Genomic DNA, 17,756 nt, shown 5'->3' on the forward strand with positions numbered 1-17,756 from the left:
ACGCATCGTGCTGTCCGAGAATCGTTCCGATTTTTGGACCGATGCCGTAGCCGGGTCTGGAAGGTCGAGCGATGGCGGTCAGAAGCATGACAGGCTTTGCCCGAACCGAGGTCGAAACCGCGGCGGGCTCCTTTGTATGGGAGATGCGCGCGGTCAACGGCAAGGGGCTGGACGTGCGCTTTCGCATGCCCCAGGGCATGGAGCATCTGGAAGGCGACCTTCGGCGCCGGCTCGCGGCGACCGTCACCCGTGGCAATGTCCAGGCCAATCTGCAGTGGCGCCGCGAGGCTGGCGCACCGGCTCTCGTCGTCAACGAGGAGATGCTCGGCCAGATCCTCGCAATGTCTGGAAAGCTCGTCGCCGATGGTCACGCCGCACCGCCGACGGCCGATGGGCTGCTTGCGATCAAGGGTCTGATCGACGTTGCGGAGGAGGCGGTGGACGAGACGACCGCCGAGGCACGCGACGGGGCCGTCGTCGCCGGCTTCGACGAGGCTCTGACGCGTCTCGACGAGGTTCGGCGCGCCGAGGGGGCGGCGCTTGCGAGCGTCCTGTCCGAGCGGCTTTCACAGATCAGGGACCTCGTCGATCGCGCCGACGGCGATCCGGCCCGTACGAGCGAGGCGATCGCCCGGCGCCTGAAGCAGCAGGTCGAGACCCTGATCGGCGCGAGCGATGATCTCGATCAGAACCGGCTCTATCAGGAGGCCGCGATCCTTGCCGCCAAGGCCGATATCCGCGAAGAGATCGACCGGCTGAACGCCCATCTCGCCGCCACCGAGGCGCTGCTTGCGAAAGGCGGCGTGATCGGCAGGCGTCTCGATTTCCTGTCGCAGGAATTTCACCGCGAATCGAATACGATCTGCTCGAAATCCAATGCGGCATCGCTGACGGCGATCGGGCTCGACCTCAAGGTCGTCGTCGACCAGTTCCGCGAGCAGGTACAGAACATCGAATGACACTTCCGCTAGACCTTGGCTCGACGCCGGAGATTTCCCGCCGTGGCCTCATGCTGGTCCTGTCCTCGCCGTCGGGCGCGGGCAAGTCGACCATCGCCCGCAACCTTCTCGAATTCGATCCGAGCTTTTCGCTGTCGGTGTCGGTGACGACCAGAGCCCGGCGGACGAGCGAGATCGACGGGATCCACTACCGCTTCGTCGACAAGGACGAGTTTCACCGCCTGCGCGCCGGCGAGGGCCTGCTCGAATGGGCAGAGGTCCACGGCAACTTCTACGGAACGCCCAAGGCGCCGGCCGAAAAGGCCATGCGCGAGGGGCGCGACATGCTCTTCGACATCGACTATCAGGGCGCCCTGCAGCTGCAGGAGAAGGCGGGCGACGACGTCGTCTCGATCTTCATCCTGCCGCCTTCGATGGAAGAGCTGAAGACGAGGCTTTTAAGGCGCGCCGAGGATTCGGCGGAGACGATCGCCGTCCGGCTGAAAAACGCCAAGACCGAGATCGAGCGCTGGCGCGACTACGACTATGTTGTCGTCAATGACGACCTCGACCGCGCCTTCCAGGCGGTTCGCGCCATCATCGCGGCGGAACGGCTGAAGCGGGACCGGCGGCCGGGACTGGAAGAGTTTACCGAGCAGTTGCTGGGGCAAGAGGTGGCGTGAGGCGGGCTGCCGAGCTTGACGATCGCGCAAAGTGTCACAAGCCAAAAGCAGAGTTTTCTGCTAACGGGATAACGGCGCACCAAGGACCCTCAATCTTGCGGCCGGAGCAATCTTTCCCATTCTCGACTGCCACGTGGCAGGCGCAGCACCAGAATATCGCTGTCCTGTATCGTGTAAATGATGAGATGCGCCCGAAAAGGATGGACACGGACCGGCGGTTTGACCTCGCGCCGCTCCCGCGCCATCTCGGGATTGGCGGCAATCAGTGCCAGGGTCTTCATGAGATTCGCCAGATAATCGTCCGCCTGCTTTTCTCCAAATTGCAGAGCGCCCTCCCGGTAAATTTCATAGAAGTCCTGCTCGGCAAGAGCTGACAACCTATAGGTCATGATCGCTTGCTTGACGAAAACGTGCTCGTGCCTCTGCCAGGAGCTCGTCGGGACCTTTTTCGCTGATTCCACTGGCCAGTGCGTTGTCGACGATTTGCTGTAGATCTAATCTCGCTTCGGCACGGGCGTGATCGAGGCGGATCAGCTCGCGTACGTAGTCGCCAGCATCGTCGTATTGACCACTTTTGACCTGTGACTCGACCCACGTCTTTAAGTCTGACGACAGGAAAACTGTCATGGTTGCCATGGCAACACCTCTTTTGCCTGCTTGGGCACTTGGGCGGTAAGATTGCCTTGGGCCGATTTGAAATCAAGCCCTGGATCGCCGGCCCCGTCAGCTCGCATTCGCCAGCCGCACGAACTCATCGACGCTGAGTGTCTCGGCCCGGCGCTGTGGGTCGATGCCGACTCTCGTCAGCAGAGCTTCGCCGCCGAGGGCCTTTAGGCTCTGGCGCAGCATCTTGCGGCGTTGGCCGAAGGCGGCGGCGGTGACTGTTTCGAGCTTTGGCAGCGCAGCCGGCATGGGTGCTTCGCGCGGGACGAGCTGGACGATCGACGACGTCACCTTGGGCGGCGGGGTGAAGGCGGCCGGCGAAACGTCGAAAAGGATCGCCGCCCGCGCGCGCCAGCCGGCAAGGACCGACAGCCGGCCGTAATGGTTCGAGCCGGGCGCCGCGACGATGCGCTGGGCGACCTCCTTCTGGAACATCAGCGTCAGGCTTTCCCAGGCGGGTGGCCACTCCTCGGCCGTCAGCCAGTCGAGGAGAAGCTGCGTGCCGACATTGTAGGGGAGATTGGCGACGATCTTCACCGTGCCACCCTTCGCCAGTTCGGAAAGATCGACCGTCAGGGCATCGGCTGAGATGATCTCCAGCCGGCCGGGATAGTGCGCGGCGATCTCCTCCAGAGCGGCGATGCAGCGCGGGTCCTTTTCGATGGCGACGACCTTCTTTGCTCCTTCGGCGAGCAGGGCGCGCGTCAGGCCGCCGGGGCCGGGGCCGACCTCGACGACGGTCGCCTCGCCCAGCGGCAGTGCCTGCCGGGCGATGCGGCCGGTGAGATTGAGATCGAGGAGAAAGTTCTGGCCGAGGCTTTTCTTCGGAGCAAGGCCATGAGCCTCGATCACGTCGCGCAGCGGCGGCAGTCCATCGGGCGAAGGCATCAGGCTGGCAATGCGATCCGCGCGGCGTTCGCCTCGAGCCTGGCCATCCGCCAGGCAAGCGTAAGCGCGGCGCGGAAGCTGTCGGGCCGCGCCTTGCCTGTGCCGGCGATGTCGGCCGCCGTGCCATGGTCGGGCGAGGTGCGGATGATCGGAAGGCCGAGCGTGACGTTGACGGTCTCGTCGAAGGCCAGCGTCTTGGCCGGAATTAAAGCCTGATCGTGATACATGCAGATGGCGACGTCGTAGCGCGCCCGCGCCGGCCCATGGAACATGGTGTCGCCGGGTAGGGGGCCGACGGCGTCTATCCCCTCGGCCTGCAGAATCTCGACAGCTGGCCGGATGACAGCGTCGTCCTCATGGCCGATCGCGCCCTTTTCGCCGGCATGAGGGTTGAGGCCGGAGACGGCAAGGCGGGGATTTTCGATGCCGAGCCGATGGCGATAGTCGGCTGCGGTGATGCGGCAGGTCGTCACGATCAGCTCGGTGGTCAGCTGCTTCGGCACCTCGGAAAGCGGAATGTGGATGGTGACGGGAACGCAGGAGAGTTCCGGCCCGGTCAGAAGCATGACCGGCGTCAGCGTGCCTCGTGTCTGCCTTGAGCACAGTTCGGCCAGATATTCGGTATGACCGGGATGTTTGAAGCCGACGTCGTAGAGCGCCTTCTTGTCGATCGGGCCCGTGACGATGCCGGACGCGCGGCCGGCCAGCGCATAGGCCACCGCTCGGTCGATCGCTTCAAGGGTGCCCGCCCCATTGGCGGGCGCCGGCGTTCCAGGCGTCTCGCCGTGTCGATGGGCGAGGGGGATCACCGAAAGAGCGCCGGCCGGAGCATCCCCGGCCGCCTCGGGCCGATCGATGGTTGCGATCCTCACCTTTCCGGCAAGGCCGAGCCGGTCGGCGCGTTCGGCCAGCATTTCAGGATCGGCGAGGGCGAAGAGCGGAGGCAGGGCCGCCTCGGGCGCCGCCATCATCATCAGGAGAATGTCCGGCCCGACGCCGGACGGCTCGCCCAGCGTCACCGCCAGGGGGGAGACGACGCTTTGTCCAGGGGTCATTTCCGCACGATCTGTGCGCTCTTGCGCAGCTTGTCGAGAAGCTCCTTGTCGGGGCCGGATTCGCCCTTTCCGAGCTTTGCGAGATCACGAGAGCGGAACACCATGGCCGCGGTGGCGTCGTCCGAGACCTCGCGGCTGTTGCAAACGGTGATGAATTCGGCGCCGCGCTCGGTCTCCTGCACCGGAGTGGTCTTGCCGGGCGCGGTTCGCTCGATCGCGTCCTTCCAGCGGCTCGGCAGTGCCGGCGTCGCGACGCGACCGAGATCGCGAACTGTCACATCGATCAGCTTCTTGGCGATGTCGTAGGTGTCCTTGCAGCCCCGGATGCGCGAGCGCATTCCCTCGGCCTCGCGCTTGCGCAGGGAAAGACGCGACTTGCGCTCGTCCGGCGGGACGACGAAGATCACCTGCTGCAGCGTGTATTCGGTGGTCGTCGGCTTCTTGCCGCCCTGGGCGAGCATGCGCTGCACGGCTTCCTGCTCGCTCACCTGCTCGTTCTTGCGCAGGCTGGCCTGCACCGCCTGGCCCCAGCCCATCTGGACGCGGATATAGTCCTTGAAGGCCTGGGCGGAGAAGCCGGCTCGCGACAGAACCTGGGTCAGCTGCGCCACGGTGAGCTTGTTCTGCGAGGCGAAGTTCTGGAAGGCCTGCTCGACGGCCTCGTCGGGAATGCTCACGCCCCGGCGGCGCATTTCCTGCGTCTTGAGGGCTTCGTCGATCAGCTCGTCTGTCGCCTTCTTCGTCAGGTTGCCGCCCTCGCGCCGAAGCTTGAGAAAAGCGGCGCGCTGGCGGATCTGATAGGTGGTGACAGGCTGCCCGTTGACGACCACCGCGACCTGCGACGCCGCTTTCGCCGGTGTCGGCACCAGCGACACAGCGGCCGGCGCGCCCACACAAAAGGCGAGGGCCGCTGCGACGGCAAGGCTAGTCAGTGATTTCTTGAACGTCATCAAGGCTCAGGCTCCCCACGCAAGGTGACATCTTCTGATGCAACGTCGAGCCGCAAGCGGGTGCGGAAGACCTTCCGCGCCATTGATCCCGACCGCATTTTGCCCCCGTTTAGGCGGTTTGGGACGACATGAGAAGCAAATTCGGATCAAAACGTTGCGCCAACGGTGTTCGTCGAGGCCGGCATTCAAGCGTCAAGCTTTGGCGAAAGCATGATGAGGACCCATGCCGGAAAGCGGCGGGTGCGATCTCTCCGCGACGCGCCGACCTGCCCGATGGCCGCTTCCGCCGACGCGGCCATGGCAGCGGCGACGTCTCGATCAAAGACCGATGTCGTAGGGCTCGTTGAACCTCGTCAACGTCCTGAGGCCGACCTTGAACATCACCGTCGATGACCCGCTATCGGACGAATAGCTGGAGTTTTCGTCCTCGTAGGCGAGCAGCATCGAGTAGCACTCGTTGGCCCAGCCGACAGCGACGCCGCTGCGGATGACGTTGTCGTTCTTGATGTCGTAGGCGACGCTGCCGTAGGCCGTCCAGTTCTGGTCGAATTTCAGCGACAGGCCGCCGCTGATCTGGTTCTGGTCTTCGATCGAACCATAGATCGGCTGCGCAGCGATGAAGGAGTAGGCAACGTAGCCGGAAGAGCGGGCCCCCTCGTAGGATCCGAAGAAATCGGCGCGCCGCAGCGCGAAGTCCTTTTCATCGAAGCGTCCCTGCGTGCCGACCGAGACGCCCGACGGCATGCCGAAGGAAACCGAGCCGACATAATCGGAGACGTCCGTCTCCAGGCCGGAATCGTAGCCGACGAGGCTGAGATCGCGCTGGGCGTAGGAATTCACGCCTGCCAGATGATAGGATTGGCCGACGACGGCGTCGATCGAATAGCCGCCGTCGAAACTGCCGGAATATTTCAGACCGACATTGGCGCGCGTGCCGCCCTCCACCCGGTCGTAGCCCGAAAACTTGTCGAGGGAAAACAGGTTCGCCGTGCTGAAGACGAGGGTCTGGGCGTCCTCGTTCGGCAGCATGCCGATCTTGCTCTCGTTCGGCCGGGCGATGATCTGGGCGATCGGCTCGATCACGTGGCTGCTGTGTGCGGTGGTGATGAGATAGGGATAGCGCGCTTCGAGCGCCGCCGTCGCCATGCCGCGCCCGCCGCTGCCGTCGATCGAGACCGCGCCGAAGGCCGCGTCGGTGATTTCCGTCCCGGCGTCGTAGAAGGGCAGGGTGGAACCGTCGCTCGACATGTCGGCGGTGTAGAGGTCGCCGCGCACCGAGCCGATCGGCGTCAAGACGAGGCCTGACGGCAAGACGTAGCTGTTACGCCACTCCAGCCCTGCCGTCGCGCGGGTGTAGCTGCCGTCGAGGCCGTTGTATCGCAGATAGTCCGGGTTGAACTGATTGCCGCTGAAGGGCGCGACGCAATCGTCCTCGGGGTCGGTGCCGCCGGACAGGTAGGTGTTGCAGATCCGGGTGACCGAATCGTGGTTGCGGTAGATCGAGGCGAGATTGGCCTCGAACTTCAGTTCGCCGCCGATGTCGGGCGTCTGTTCGATCCGCTCGTAGTCGAATGACGGCAGGACGTAAGGCTGCTCCTTGGCAATCTCCTTGTCGTCCGTCTGGTAGTCGAATTTCTGGGCCCTGAGGTCGAAATAGCTCTGATTGCCGAGACCGGTCAGGTAGATCTCGGAGGCGCGGCGCGAACTCGAATAGCCCTCGATATCATAGGTGTTGGAGAAGTTCGCGTCGCTTTGCGCGAGAACATCCCAGCCAAAAGTCCACCGGTCGGACAGGGCGAACTTGCCCGTCGTCCCGATCATCCCGCGCGCCTTGTTGTCGGCGTCGGGCGTGTTTGCGTCGAACGTGTCCTGATCCTGCTGGATGATTCCAGCAGTCTTGATCGTGAACATGCCGTTGTCGAAGGCCTGGCGGTATTCCGCCTCCGCGAGGAAGCCCTGCTTGGTGTAGTAGGTGCCCGCGACCGTCACGTCGGCGCTGTCGTTGACGACCATGAAATAGGGGACGCGCACGCCGTAGCCGAGATCGCTGGAACTCTTGAAGTTCGGCGCGAGGAAGCCGGATTTGCGCTTCACCGTCGGATCGGGTGACTGGAAGTAGGGAAGATAGGCGATGGGCGCGCCGAAGAGCTCGAAATGGGCTCCGTAGTAGCGGATCACCTTTTCCTTTTCGTCCCAGATGATCCGGCGCGCCTTGATCTGCCAGAGCGGCGCCCGCTCCGGATGCTCGCGGCAGGGTTTGCAGGCGGTGTAGACGCCCCGCTCGAAGACGGTGGTGTCGCCGTTCTCGCGCACCGCCTGCGCTGCCGCAAAACGCGTGTCCTCGGGGGTCTCCAGCCGAAGCGCTTCGATGAAGCCATCGCGGAAGTCGTCGGTGACGTCGATCTGGTCGGCGTAGATGAGATTCCCGTCCGGCTGTTGCAGCTGAACATCGCCGACAGCGATGAGTCGCCGCGTTTTCTGGTTGTAAATCAGCCGGCGGGCGACGAGCTTGTACTTGCCATAGTCGATCTGCACGCCGCCCGTCGCGGTGACGGCACCGCCCTTGGTGTCGTAGGTCACCGTATCGGCGGCCAGAAACAGCTTGGCATTCTTGTCTTGCACCGAAGGAACGGCGGGCAACCCGGCCTGTGCGCTGACAGGGGAGACCCCGCCAAACGCGCAAAGCATTGTTCCGACAAGAAGAATTGCCCACAGCCGAAGCCAGGTCGCGCCCGGTACGGCTGCGAACGTCCCCCTCGATTTCATCGACTACCCATCCTCCTGATGGAGCAGGATCGTTACCCCCAACGATCCCGCTGCCAACACCGGAAACCATGCTGCTACGACGGGGGGAACGATGTCGTTGCTCCCCAATGCCTTTGCGAGAAACGTTACCACGTAGAGAGTGAACCCTGCCAGCACCCCGGCGGCGATCGCGCGGCCAGCCTGTGCAGTTCTCGAGAACCGTGTCCCAACTGTCGCAGCCACGAGCGTCATTGCGAGGAACAGCGCCGGCCGGGCCAGAAGCATCTGGTATTGCATGTCAAACGCCTTCGCATTGAGCCCGAGGCTCGAGGCGACCTTGATTTCGGAGGGGAGCGACCAGACCGACGTCGCCTCCGGATCGGCGACGCGCTGCTCGACATATTCCGGTTTCAGCGTCGTCGGCAGGCGAAATTGCTGGGGATAGGACGGGGGATAGCCGATCCGCGTCACCCGCGGCTTGGAAAGCACCCACTGTCCGTTTTCCAGCGTCGCCTGATCGGCATCGATGCGCTGGGTGATCGAACCGTCCGGCCCGAACAGGAAAGCGCTGACCTGTTTCAGCTCGGTCCCGCCCTGGCTGACGGCGGCGCCTCCGATGATGGAGCGCACTCCGTCTGCGGATTGTCGCAGCCAGATCTCCTCGCCGGTGTTCGACGGCGCGTTGCCGAAGACGCTCGATTCGATCGTCGAGGCCTGCGCTTTCGTCCAGGCGGCAAGCGGGTTGTAGACGAAGGTCGCGGCAAGGCCGAGACAGAGCGAGCCGAAGGCGAAGGGCAGGAGGATCTGCCAGATCGACACGCCGGCGGCACGCGCCACGACGAGCTCCAGCCGGCGGTTGAGATTGAGCAGCGTGAAGATCGATGCGAACAGGATGATGAACGGAAGCGCCTGTTCCATGAAGGCCGGCACCCGCAGCGCCGAATAGCCGGCAGCGCCCGTGAAACCGAGGACCTCTGTGCGGCCACGGCGGCTGAGCTCGATCATGTCGACGAGATAGACCAGCGTGAAAACCGTGAGCAGCGTCGAGAAAAAGGACGACAGATACAGCCGCAGGAAATAGCGATTGAGCGTATGGTTCATCATCAGCGAGCTCCCGCCGCGCGATCTTTCCCGCCGTCAAAACGCCGCGCAAAGAAATTCCCCAGGGCCTGAAGAGCCTCGGCGATGCGCCGGTAGATCGTCCATTCGGCGATGTCGGTGTTCAAGAGGATGAGCCAGCTGTCGAGAAGTATGGCCGCAAGCGGCAGGGCATAGGCGGCCAGAGCCCAGCTCGTGTCGTTGCTGACCTGCGCCAGGACGAGGAAGCCGAGCGCCTTCAGTCCGAGCCCGCCCATGATGCCGAGCGTCATGGCGGCCGAGCTTGCCTGGCGATTGGTGCGGGGATGGGCTGCGACGACGACGGCCCACAGGGCGAAGGCGATGGCATAGAGCCATTCGGTCATCCGGTCGGTCAGCTCCGCGGTCAAAGAGCCGGGGTTCTCGCGATAGAGCTTGTCGGCCGGATTGGGCGAGATGAGATCGGCGGTCGAGCGCTCGGACGTGCGGACCCAGTCGCTCTTGTTGGCCGGCTGCAGATCGGCGAGATCGAAGGCATAGGACTGGAACTCGACGACGGCGACGGAACCGTCCTTCATGTCGCGCCGGTGCAGCTGGCCGTCGCTCAAGAGAAGCAACGAGCGTCCGTCCTCGTCTGCGATGCGCGCCTCGCGGGCGAAATAGATCAGTTCGATCTTCGGGTCGCGCGTATCGGCGATGAACAGGCTCTCGATGTTCTTGCCTCTTGCCGCGCCGATCGACAGTTCCAGCCCGTCCTGCACCTTTTCGAAGCGACCCGGCTGGAGAAACAGCGTGATCGTGTCGGCGTTGATGGCGCGGATCCCGTTGCGGAACGCTTGCGACGACATCGGGCCGATGACGTGCGAGATCAGGAGAATCACCAGACCGCTCAGAATGCCGAGGATGACGATCGGCTTCGCCACGACCTTCGGCGACGCGCCGGATGCGGCCATCACGGCCCGCTCCGAATCGGCGTTGAGCCCGTTCAGCGTCTGGACGCATCCGATCAGGACGGCGAAGGGGATGATGCCGGCGGCAAGATCCGGCAGAAGCATGAGCGCGATCCAGAACACATTGCCCGCCGCCGAGGCCGTCGACTTGACGATGTCGACCCGCGACAGCGCCTGGACGATCCACACGATCATCACCAGCGAGGCCAGGGCCCCGAGCGAGTTCAGCAGGGCGCGCCGGAAGACGTAGCGTTCCAGGATCGTCATGTCGGTCGGCGCCAGGCGGTCAAGAAGCGGCTCCTCGGGGATTTGCCGTGACGAGGCGTCGGCGTGGCCGGCCGCCTGCGGCGCCAGCTCGTGTCCGCCGCATCGAATGCCGACGACGCAATAGCCCCGCCGACGGGCCTTGTCGAGCAGCGCGGCGAAAGTCGCAGCGTCGTCGGCGTGCCGGCTCCGTTCTTTGCCGTTCCGGCAATCGTCTGCACGGGGCTGGGTCGCATGTGCCTCGCCGCTTCTCGATCAAACGCGATTGTGAATGTCGGCCTGCACCTTGGCGCCGCAGCTCCAAAATCCCACGCCTTGGCTAAGGAACGGTCAAGCGGCTTGGTTAACGATCCTATCGACGTCGGCGCCCTTGCAAATTCGATCGATACGCTCAAATTCCGGCGGGTCCGAGCGCTTGATCCGAATGGCCGGCGCGGCGAGCCGGTAGACAGGGTGCATGGCACTGCCACCCGGCTCCCTTCACCGGCGCGGTCGTGCGGTGGTCTTTCGGCCCGTGCTCGCAGAAAACACCAGGAGATCTCATGGCAACGCTTCCAAAAATCGAATTCGCCCCTCTCGGCGCCGCTGGCGGCGACGTCCTCGTCGTCTTGGCCGGTGAGGGCGGATCGGTACCGGAGAGCCTGCCAGGGGCGCTGCGCGAAGCCGTCGGCAAGGCGGCGAGGATCGCCAAGTTCAAGGGCAAGGGCCTTTCGACCCTCGACCTCATCGCACCCGCCGGCGTCGAGGCCGATCGGCTTCTCGTCGTCGGCACCCATTCGAAGGACCCGCGAACGGAGGAGGACTTCCTCAAGCTCGGCGGCACGATCCTCGCCAAGACCAAACGCGCGGCCACCGTCACCATTCGATGCGAAATGCCGGCAAACCCCGTTGCGGCGGCGGAGGCTGCGCGCATGGCGAGCGGCGCGCTCCTCAGAGCTTATGAATTCGACCTCTACAAATCCAAGAAGGCCAAGCCGGGCGAGGACGACGACAAGGAGACCGATGGCAAGCCCGCCACCTTGACCTTCGCCGTCGAGGACCCGGACGCCGCCCGCGAGGCCTTCGCCGCCGAGGAAGCGATCGCGGCCGGCACGATGCTCGCCCGCGACCTCGTCAACGAGCCGGCCAATATCCTCGGCCCGGTCGAATATGCCGACCGGATCAAGGAACTGACGGCGCACGGGATCGATGTCGAGATCCTCGGCGAAGATGAAATGCGCGAATTGAAGATGCACGCTCTGCTCGGCGTCGCGCAGGGCTCGCCGCGTCCGCCGCGGCTTGCCATCATGCGCTGGAACGGCGGCGCCGAGGGCGAGCAGCCCGTCGCCTTCGTCGGCAAGGGCGTCGTCTTCGACACCGGCGGCATCTCGATCAAGCCGGCCGGCGGCATGGAGGACATGAAGGGCGACATGGGCGGCTCGGCCGCCGTCGTCGGGCTGATGCGGGCGCTCGCCGGCCGCAAGGCCAAGGTCAACGCCATCGGCATCGTCGGCCTCGTCGAGAACGCCGTCGACGGCGCCGCCCAGCGGCCGGGCGACATCGTCACGGCGATGTCCGGCACCACCATCGAGGTGCTCAACACCGACGCCGAGGGCCGGCTCGTCCTCGCCGATGCGCTCTGGTATTGCCAGGACCGGTTCAAGCCGCAGTTCATGGTCAATCTGGCGACCCTGACCGGCGCGATCATCGTCGCCCTCGGCAACCATCATGCCGGCCTTTTCTCCAACAATGACGAGCTCGCCGAGCGCCTGACGGCCGCCGGCAAGGCCAGTGGCGAGAAGGTCTGGCGTATGCCGCTCGGGCGCGAATACGACAAGATGATCGAGGGCAAGTTCGCCGACATCAAGAATATCGGCGGCGGCCGCGCCGGCGGGTCGATCACCGCGGCGCAGTTCCTGCAGCGCTTCGTCAACGATGTGCCCTGGGCGCATCTCGACATCGCCGGCACGGCCATGGGCTCGCCGTCGAACGAGTACAACCAGTCCTGGGCGTCGGGCTTCGGCGTCCGCCTGCTCGACAGGCTGGTCGCGGATCACTACCAGTCGCAGTGATCGTTCGGGGAGGGCGGCAAACGCCTTCCCTTTCAGGCCCGGATCGGCGAAAGTCCCGGGGCATCGCGGCGGCGCGGCCAGACTTGGCCGTGCCGTCGGCGCGTCTCACGGAACCGCCACCCATGACGGAAGTCCTGTTTTACCATCTGACCGAAAGCCGGCTGGAACAGGCGCTGCCGGATCTTCTGGAAAAGTCGCTGGCGCGGGGATGGCGTGTCGTCGTCCAGTGCTCCAGCGATGAGCGGCGGGACGCCCTCGACAACCATCTGTGGACCTATCGCGAGGACAGTTTCCTGCCCCATGGCAGCGACCGGGAAAGCTCCGGCGCGCTGCAGCCGGTGCTCCTGACGACCGAGGCGGGTCAGCGGGCGAACGAACCGCATGTGCGGTTCCTCGTCGACGGCGCCGTCCCCGATACGCTGAGCGGCTACGTTCGGGCGGTCTATCTGTTCGATGGCCACGACGCCGAGCAGCTCGACACCGCCAGGGGCCGCTGGAAGGTCGAGAAGGCCGCCGGCCACGCCGTCACCTATTGGCAGCAGACCGAGGAAGGCCGCTGGGTGAAGAAGGCGTAAGGCGACTTTTTCCCTTCCGCCTCCTTTTGCTCCTCACTCCGGCAGCGCGATCTCGCCCTTCAGATAAAGCACGGCCTCGCCGCAAACCACGACGGTGTCGCCGTCGAGCTGGCACCGCAGGTCTCCTCCGCGCGCCGAGACCTGTCTGGCCGTGAAACTCTCCTTGCCGAGCCTTTCCGCCCAATAGGGAACGAGCGAGCAATGCGCCGAGCCCGTGACCGGGTCTTCGTCGATACCAGCTTTCGGGGCGAACATGCGCGAGACGAAATCGACCGAAAGCCCCGGCGCCGTCGCAATGACGTTGAGCGGCGGCAGATCGGCAATCGCCCGGCTGTCTGGCCGAAGGCCCACGACGTCGGCCTCGTCCGCATACACCGCGAGCCAGGACGTGTCGCCGGGGGTGGCGAACTCGACCACCCGGTCGGGTCGCCGGCCGAGGGCCGCCGCGACCGGTTCGACCGCGACGTCGTCATTTTGCGTGCGGCGTGGAAACCGCATGACGAACCAGCCGTCGGCATCGCGGCTCACGGTGAGATCGCCGACCATGCGGGTCGAGAAGGTCAGCGTCCCGGCGGCTTCGCCGAGCACTTCGGTGATGACGAAGGCGGTGGCGAGCGTGGCGTGGCCGCAGAGCGGGACCTCGATCGTCGGTGTGAACCAGCGAAGCTCCCACTTCGCCTCGCCGGCGGGCACGAAGAATGCGGTCTCCGACAGATTGTTCTCGGCCGCGATCGTCTGCAACGTCGCGTCGGAAAGCCATTCCTCGAGCGGCACCACGGCAGCCGGATTGCCGGCAAACAGCCGGCTGGTGAACGCGTCGACCTGATAGATCGGAAGGGTTTTCATGATCGGGACCTTGGATCGTTTCGTCGCTCGTCAGGATTTGACGGCTTTGACCGCCGAAGGCCAAGCAATTCCTGTCACCGATGCAAAAAATCGCAGCCGATCGGGCGTGGCGGGTGTCAGCGGCGTGGCGTCCGCTATCATTCCTGTCCGACAGGAGCAGAGTTCATGGCAGCCGGACAATCGGACACGAAGCATCACGATCACGCAGACGGGGGCGACGCCCATTCGCATGATCATCATGGGCATGGGCATGGGCATGGGCACGAAGGCCACGATCACGGCCATCACAGTCACGCCCCGTCAGTGTCCAGCGCGAACGAGCGGGCGGTGTTGTTCGGCTTTCTGCTGACCTTCGGCTTCATGATCGTCGAGGGGGTCGGCGGACTGCTCTCGGGCTCGCTGGCGCTGGTCGCCGATGCCGGACACATGCTGACCGATTCGGCCGCTTTGGCACTGGCCTGGGCCGGCTTTCACTTCGGACAGAGAAAATCCGACGACCGGCGCACCTTCGGCTACATGCGCTTCGAGATCCTCGCCGGCTTCATCAACGCCGTGGCGCTGATCCTTTTGATCATCTGGATCGCCTATGAGGCGGTGATGCGGCTGATCGCGCCCGAGACGGTGCTTGCCGGCCCGATGTTGGCGATCGCGGTCATCGGTCTTCTGGTCAATATCGGCGTATTCTTCATGCTGCGCCAGGGCGACCAGGAGCATGTGAACATTCGCGGCGCGCTGCTTCATGTCCTCGGCGATCTTCTCGGCTCGGTCGCAGCCATCGTCGCGGCGATCGCCATCTATTTCACCGGCTGGACACCGATCGACCCGATCCTCTCGGTGCTCCTTTCGGCGATCATCCTGAGAAGCGCATGGGTCCTTCTCAAGAACACCCTGAACATCCTGATGGAGGGCACACCGGGTGATATCGTGCCCGAAGACCTCGTCGACACGCTGAAGCAAGAGGTCGAAGGCGTCGCTTCGGTCGAGCATGTCCATGTCTGGTCGATCACCTCCGGCCAGCCATTGGCGACGATGAACATTCGCCTGGACGAGGGCGCCGACGCCAGCACGGCCGTGACGCGGGTCAAGGCTCTGCTCGCGGAGCGGTTCGGCATCGATCACTCGACGATCGAGATCGATTTCGGCGGTCCGCCGGCTGTCTGCCCGCTCGACGAGCGGGAGGCAGCAAGGGACAAGCCGGCGCACGGCCACGACGCCGCCCATGAGAATGAACCGTCGGCGCCTGTCCCAGCCGGCTGAGCAGCTGTTTCAGCGAAGCCCCGGTCGAAGGCGCGAGAAGATCCTGACGAAATCGGCGCCGCGGCGCGCCGCAGCTCTTGACCTTCCCGTTAGTGGAAGCCCGATCTCTCGAAGCCGAGGGGACGGACGCCGTTGGTGTGTCCGAACCATTTCGCTCCACCGCTCGCCGGCCTTGCCGCCGATCGGGAGCGAACGCCTCTCGGCAAGGAGACGACCAATGAGCACGAACACCGGCACGGCTTTCTCGCTGACCTTTCCCGTCGACGGCATGAGTTGCGCGTCCTGCGTGAAGCGGGTCGAGACCGCGCTGGAGACGGTCGGGGGCGTCACGGCCGCCAGTGTCAACCTCCCACGCGGCACCGCGACCGTGAATTTCGGCGACGCGGCGGACGCGCCGGCGCTCGTCTCGGCGCTCGAGAAAGCCGGCTATCCGGCGCGTCTTGCCGAGGTGACGCTCGATGTCGACGGCCTCAGCTGCGCGTCCTGCGTCGGGCGGGCGGAAAAGGCGCTGAAAGCGGTTCCGGGGGTCGTTGATGCGACGGTGAACCTTGCCGCATCGACGGCCTCGGTTTCTTATCTGGACGGCGCTGTCGACCCCCGGACGATGACCGAGGCCTGTCAAGCCGCCGGTTATCCGGCGAGCCTTCGCGGCGTGGAGGCCGGCACCGGCGCCGACATCGACGGGCGCCACAAGGCCGAGCAGGCCGTGTTGATGCGCGAACTCGTTCTTGCCTCGGTGATGGCGGTGCCCGTCGTCGTCATTGCCATGGGCGGGCATGTCATGCCCTCTTTTGGCCGGTGGCTGGAGGCGGGCGTCGGGTCCTTCTCGCTCCTCGTCGTGCAGTTCGTGCTGACCGGCCTTGTCCTTGCCGGGCCGGGCCGGCGGTTCTTCGCCAAGGGTATTCCGGCTCTGTGGCGCTTCACGCCCGACATGAACTCCCTCGTCGCGCTCGGCACGGGGGCTGCCTTTCTCTATTCCGCTTTCGAGACCTTCCTGCCCTCGCTCATGCCTGAGGGGGCGAGCGGCGTCTATTACGAGGCGGCCGCCGTCATCGTCGTTTTCATTCTCGCAGGCCGTCTCATGGAGGAACGGGCCAAGGGACGGACCGGCGCCGCGATCCGCAAGCTCGCCGGATTGAAGGCGAAGACGGCGCGGGTTCTGCGGGATGGACAGCCGGTCGAGGTCGCGATCGAAGCCCTGCGCGTCGGCGATGTCGTCCTGGTGCGGCCCGGCGAGCGGATCGCCGTCGACGGCACCGTGACCGAGGGGACGAGCTTTGTCGACGAATCGATGCTGACCGGCGAGCCGTCTCCGGTTGAAAAGCGGGCCGGCGCCACGGTGGTGGGCGGCACGGTGAACGGGGCCGGCAGTCTCGCCTTCCGCGCCGAGAAAGTCGGTTCGGACACGGTGCTGTCGCAGATCATCCGCATGGTCGAAACGGCGCAAGGGGCAAAGCTGCCGATCCAGGCCATGGTCGACAAGGTGACGATGGTGTTCGTGCCGGCAGTGCTGGCGGCGGCGGCGCTGACCTTCGTTCTCTGGCTCGCCTTTGGTCCGTCGCTGTCGCAGGCGCTCGTCGCCGCCGTGGCGGTGCTGATCATCGCGTGTCCCTGCGCCATGGGGCTGGCGACGCCGACGTCGATCATGGTCGGGACCGGACGGGCGGCCGAGCTCGGCGTTCTGTTCCGCAAGGGAGATGCCCTGCAAGGGCTCGACGCCGTCGACGTCGTCGCATTCGACAAGACCGGTACCTTGACCGAGGGGCGCCCGCGCCTGACCGAGTTCGTTCTCGCGCCGGGGTTCCGGCGTTCCGACGTCGCGCGCCTTGCCGGCGCGGCCGAAATGGCGTCCGAGCATCCAATCGCAAATGCCCTGGTCGAAAGCGCGAAAGGACGCGGCATCGAGCTTCCGGTCGCCACCGGCTTTCGCTCCGTGACCGGTCTCGGCGCGGCCGCGACGGTCGAGGGCAGGGCCGTCCTCGTCGGCTCGCAGCGCTTTCTGGACTCCGAAGGCGTCTCGACCAAAGTCCTCGAGGCCGAGAACGAGAGGCTGGCAAGCGCCTCCAGTTCGCCAGTCTTTGTCGCGATCGACGGGGTGGCGGCTGCCGTGATTGCCGTCTGCGACCCGATCCGGCCGGAAAGCCGCCGCGTGGTCGACGCCCTGCACGGCACGGGGCGCCAGGTCGCGATGATTTCCGGGGACGTCCAGTCGACGGCCGAGGCTGTCGCCGGAGAACTCGGCATCGATCACGTCGTCGCCGGCGTGATGCCGGACGGCAAGGTCGAGGCGATCAGATCCCTGCAACAGGGCGGGCGACGGGTGGCGTTCGTGGGGGATGGCATCAACGACGCTCCAGCGCTCGCCGCGGCCGATATCGGCATCGCCGTCGGCAGCGGCACCGATGTCGCCATCGAGAGCGCCGACGTCGTCCTGATGTCGGGAGATCTTGCCGGCGTCCTCAACGCCTTCGAGGTCAGCGGCCGGACCATGGCGAATATTCGCCAGAACCTGTTCTGGGCCTTCGGCTACAATGTCGCGCTGATCCCGGTGGCTGCGGGTGCGCTCTATCCGTCCTATGGCGTGATGCTCTCGCCGATGCTGGCGGCCGGCGCCATGGCGCTGTCCAGTGTCTTCGTCCTGTCGAATGCGTTGCGGCTTCGTTTCGTGGCTCGTGCGAAAGCCGGCAGGGAGAAGGGCGCACGCCAACGCCGTGTACGGCCAGGCCTGCATGGGAGCCCTCTCGCCGAAGTCTGAGCGGGCCGCATCTGCCGGGATGGCGGTGCGTCAGCTGCTGCGGGTGAATTACGGCCTTG

General features: G+C 65.2%; 16 protein-coding genes. 7 read left to right on the plus strand and 9 right to left on the minus strand.

Features of this window, described 5'->3' with window-relative positions; all coding sequences use genetic code 11:
* Window positions 1-71: 71 nt before the first annotated feature.
* Together J6595_RS21665 and gmk are read left to right on the plus strand one after the other, a co-directional pair.
* Complete coding sequence (locus tag J6595_RS21665) at window positions 72-959, plus strand: YicC/YloC family endoribonuclease (RefSeq protein ID WP_209597691.1); 888 nt, start codon at window positions 72-74, stop codon at window positions 957-959.
* The gene (gene gmk / locus J6595_RS21670; protein ID WP_209597693.1) at window positions 956-1,621 is read left to right on the plus strand and encodes a guanylate kinase; all 666 of its coding nucleotides are present in this window, start codon (window positions 956-958) and stop codon (window positions 1,619-1,621) included. Before J6595_RS21665 ends, gmk begins: the two co-directional genes overlap by 4 nt.
* Window positions 1,622-1,710: 89 nt before the next feature.
* Here the strand turns inward: gmk and J6595_RS21675 are convergent, their stop codons facing one another.
* The 8 genes from J6595_RS21675 to J6595_RS21710 form a co-directional block, all read right to left on the minus strand.
* Complete coding sequence (locus J6595_RS21675) at window positions 1,711-2,010, minus strand: type II toxin-antitoxin system RelE/ParE family toxin (RefSeq protein ID WP_209597695.1); 300 nt, start codon at window positions 2,008-2,010, stop codon at window positions 1,711-1,713.
* Window positions 2,000-2,257 (minus strand): type II toxin-antitoxin system ParD family antitoxin, encoded by a 258-nt coding sequence (locus tag J6595_RS21680; RefSeq protein WP_209597697.1) that lies wholly within the window; start codon window positions 2,255-2,257, stop codon window positions 2,000-2,002. Before J6595_RS21680 ends, J6595_RS21675 begins: the two co-directional genes overlap by 11 nt.
* 87 nt (window positions 2,258-2,344) lie before the next feature.
* Window positions 2,345-3,172, minus strand: coding sequence for a 16S rRNA (adenine(1518)-N(6)/adenine(1519)-N(6))-dimethyltransferase RsmA (rsmA, locus tag J6595_RS21685; RefSeq protein ID WP_209597699.1), 828 nt, complete (start codon window positions 3,170-3,172; stop codon window positions 2,345-2,347).
* The gene (gene pdxA, locus J6595_RS21690; protein WP_209597701.1) at window positions 3,172-4,227 is read right to left on the minus strand and encodes a 4-hydroxythreonine-4-phosphate dehydrogenase PdxA; all 1,056 of its coding nucleotides are present in this window, start codon (window positions 4,225-4,227) and stop codon (window positions 3,172-3,174) included. Before pdxA ends, rsmA begins: the two co-directional genes overlap by 1 nt.
* Window positions 4,224-5,177 carry a peptidylprolyl isomerase gene (locus J6595_RS21695; protein WP_209597702.1) on the minus strand — a complete coding sequence of 318 codons (954 nt, stop codon included), beginning with the start codon at window positions 5,175-5,177 and terminating at the stop codon, window positions 4,224-4,226. The genes pdxA and J6595_RS21695 overlap by 4 nt, the downstream gene beginning before the upstream one ends.
* Window positions 5,178-5,495: 318 nt before the next feature.
* Complete coding sequence (locus J6595_RS21700; protein ID WP_342453262.1) at window positions 5,496-7,799, minus strand: LPS-assembly protein LptD; 2,304 nt, start codon at window positions 7,797-7,799, stop codon at window positions 5,496-5,498.
* 147 nt (window positions 7,800-7,946) lie between these two features.
* Window positions 7,947-9,026: an LPS export ABC transporter permease LptG gene (gene lptG / locus J6595_RS21705; protein ID WP_209597706.1), complete on the minus strand. Its 1,080-nt coding sequence runs from the start codon at window positions 9,024-9,026 to the stop codon at window positions 7,947-7,949.
* Window positions 9,026-10,216 carry an LptF/LptG family permease gene (locus J6595_RS21710; RefSeq protein ID WP_209597708.1) on the minus strand — a complete coding sequence of 397 codons (1,191 nt, stop codon included), beginning with the start codon at window positions 10,214-10,216 and terminating at the stop codon, window positions 9,026-9,028. Before J6595_RS21710 ends, lptG begins: the two co-directional genes overlap by 1 nt.
* A gap of 539 nt (window positions 10,217-10,755) precedes the next feature.
* Between J6595_RS21710 and J6595_RS21715 the strand changes: the two genes are divergently transcribed.
* Both J6595_RS21715 and J6595_RS21720 read left to right on the plus strand, forming a co-directional pair.
* Window positions 10,756-12,264: a leucyl aminopeptidase gene (locus J6595_RS21715; protein WP_209597711.1), complete on the plus strand. Its 1,509-nt coding sequence runs from the start codon at window positions 10,756-10,758 to the stop codon at window positions 12,262-12,264.
* A 122-nt stretch (window positions 12,265-12,386) separates the two neighbouring features.
* A complete protein-coding gene (locus J6595_RS21720; protein ID WP_209597713.1) occupies window positions 12,387-12,839 on the plus strand; it encodes a DNA polymerase III subunit chi in 453 nt (150 codons plus the stop codon).
* A gap of 33 nt (window positions 12,840-12,872) precedes the next feature.
* On the opposite strand, the gene J6595_RS21725 is transcribed toward J6595_RS21720, so the two are convergent.
* The gene (locus J6595_RS21725; protein WP_209597715.1) at window positions 12,873-13,685 is read right to left on the minus strand and encodes a PhzF family phenazine biosynthesis protein; all 813 of its coding nucleotides are present in this window, start codon (window positions 13,683-13,685) and stop codon (window positions 12,873-12,875) included.
* Here J6595_RS21725 and J6595_RS22900 point away from each other — a divergent pair.
* The 3 genes from J6595_RS22900 (at window position 13,684) to J6595_RS21735 (ending at window position 17,697) form a co-directional block, all read left to right on the plus strand.
* Window positions 13,684-14,034, plus strand: coding sequence for a hypothetical protein (locus J6595_RS22900; protein WP_342453263.1), 351 nt, complete (start codon window positions 13,684-13,686; stop codon window positions 14,032-14,034). The genes J6595_RS21725 and J6595_RS22900 overlap by 2 nt on opposite strands.
* Complete coding sequence (locus tag J6595_RS21730) at window positions 14,013-14,942, plus strand: cation diffusion facilitator family transporter (protein WP_342453265.1); 930 nt, start codon at window positions 14,013-14,015, stop codon at window positions 14,940-14,942. Before J6595_RS22900 ends, J6595_RS21730 begins: the two co-directional genes overlap by 22 nt.
* 217 nt (window positions 14,943-15,159) lie before the next feature.
* Window positions 15,160-17,697 (plus strand): heavy metal translocating P-type ATPase, encoded by a 2,538-nt coding sequence (locus J6595_RS21735; RefSeq protein WP_209597719.1) that lies wholly within the window; start codon window positions 15,160-15,162, stop codon window positions 17,695-17,697.
* Window positions 17,698-17,756: the final 59 nt, after the last annotated feature.

Source organism: Jiella mangrovi (assembly GCF_017815135.1).
Classification (GTDB): Bacteria; Pseudomonadota; Alphaproteobacteria; order Rhizobiales; family Rhizobiaceae; genus Jiella; species Jiella mangrovi.

Excerpts from the sequence above, each read along its gene's own strand:
- J6595_RS21665 (WP_209597691.1), top strand. The coding sequence starts at position 72 with ATGGCGGTCAGAAGCATGACAGGCTTTGCCCGAACCGAGGTCGAAACC.
- pdxA (WP_209597701.1), bottom strand. The coding sequence starts at position 4,227 with ATGACCCCTGGACAAAGCGTCGTCTCCCCCCTGGCGGTGACGCTGGGC.
- J6595_RS22900 (WP_342453263.1), top strand. The coding sequence starts at position 13,684 with ATGATCGGGACCTTGGATCGTTTCGTCGCTCGTCAGGATTTGACGGCT.
- lptG (WP_209597706.1), bottom strand. The coding sequence starts at position 9,026 with ATGATGAACCATACGCTCAATCGCTATTTCCTGCGGCTGTATCTGTCG.
- J6595_RS21710 (WP_209597708.1), bottom strand. The coding sequence starts at position 10,216 with ATGACGATCCTGGAACGCTACGTCTTCCGGCGCGCCCTGCTGAACTCG.
- J6595_RS21720 (WP_209597713.1), top strand. The coding sequence starts at position 12,387 with ATGACGGAAGTCCTGTTTTACCATCTGACCGAAAGCCGGCTGGAACAG.
- J6595_RS21680 (WP_209597697.1), bottom strand. The coding sequence starts at position 2,257 with ATGGCAACCATGACAGTTTTCCTGTCGTCAGACTTAAAGACGTGGGTC.
- J6595_RS21715 (WP_209597711.1), top strand. The coding sequence starts at position 10,756 with ATGGCAACGCTTCCAAAAATCGAATTCGCCCCTCTCGGCGCCGCTGGC.
- J6595_RS21725 (WP_209597715.1), bottom strand. The coding sequence starts at position 13,685 with ATGAAAACCCTTCCGATCTATCAGGTCGACGCGTTCACCAGCCGGCTG.
- J6595_RS21735 (WP_209597719.1), top strand. The coding sequence starts at position 15,160 with ATGAGCACGAACACCGGCACGGCTTTCTCGCTGACCTTTCCCGTCGAC.
- J6595_RS21695 (WP_209597702.1), bottom strand. The coding sequence starts at position 5,177 with ATGACGTTCAAGAAATCACTGACTAGCCTTGCCGTCGCAGCGGCCCTC.
- gmk (WP_209597693.1), top strand. The coding sequence starts at position 956 with ATGACACTTCCGCTAGACCTTGGCTCGACGCCGGAGATTTCCCGCCGT.
- J6595_RS21675 (WP_209597695.1), bottom strand. The coding sequence starts at position 2,010 with ATGACCTATAGGTTGTCAGCTCTTGCCGAGCAGGACTTCTATGAAATT.
- rsmA (WP_209597699.1), bottom strand. The coding sequence starts at position 3,172 with ATGCCTTCGCCCGATGGACTGCCGCCGCTGCGCGACGTGATCGAGGCT.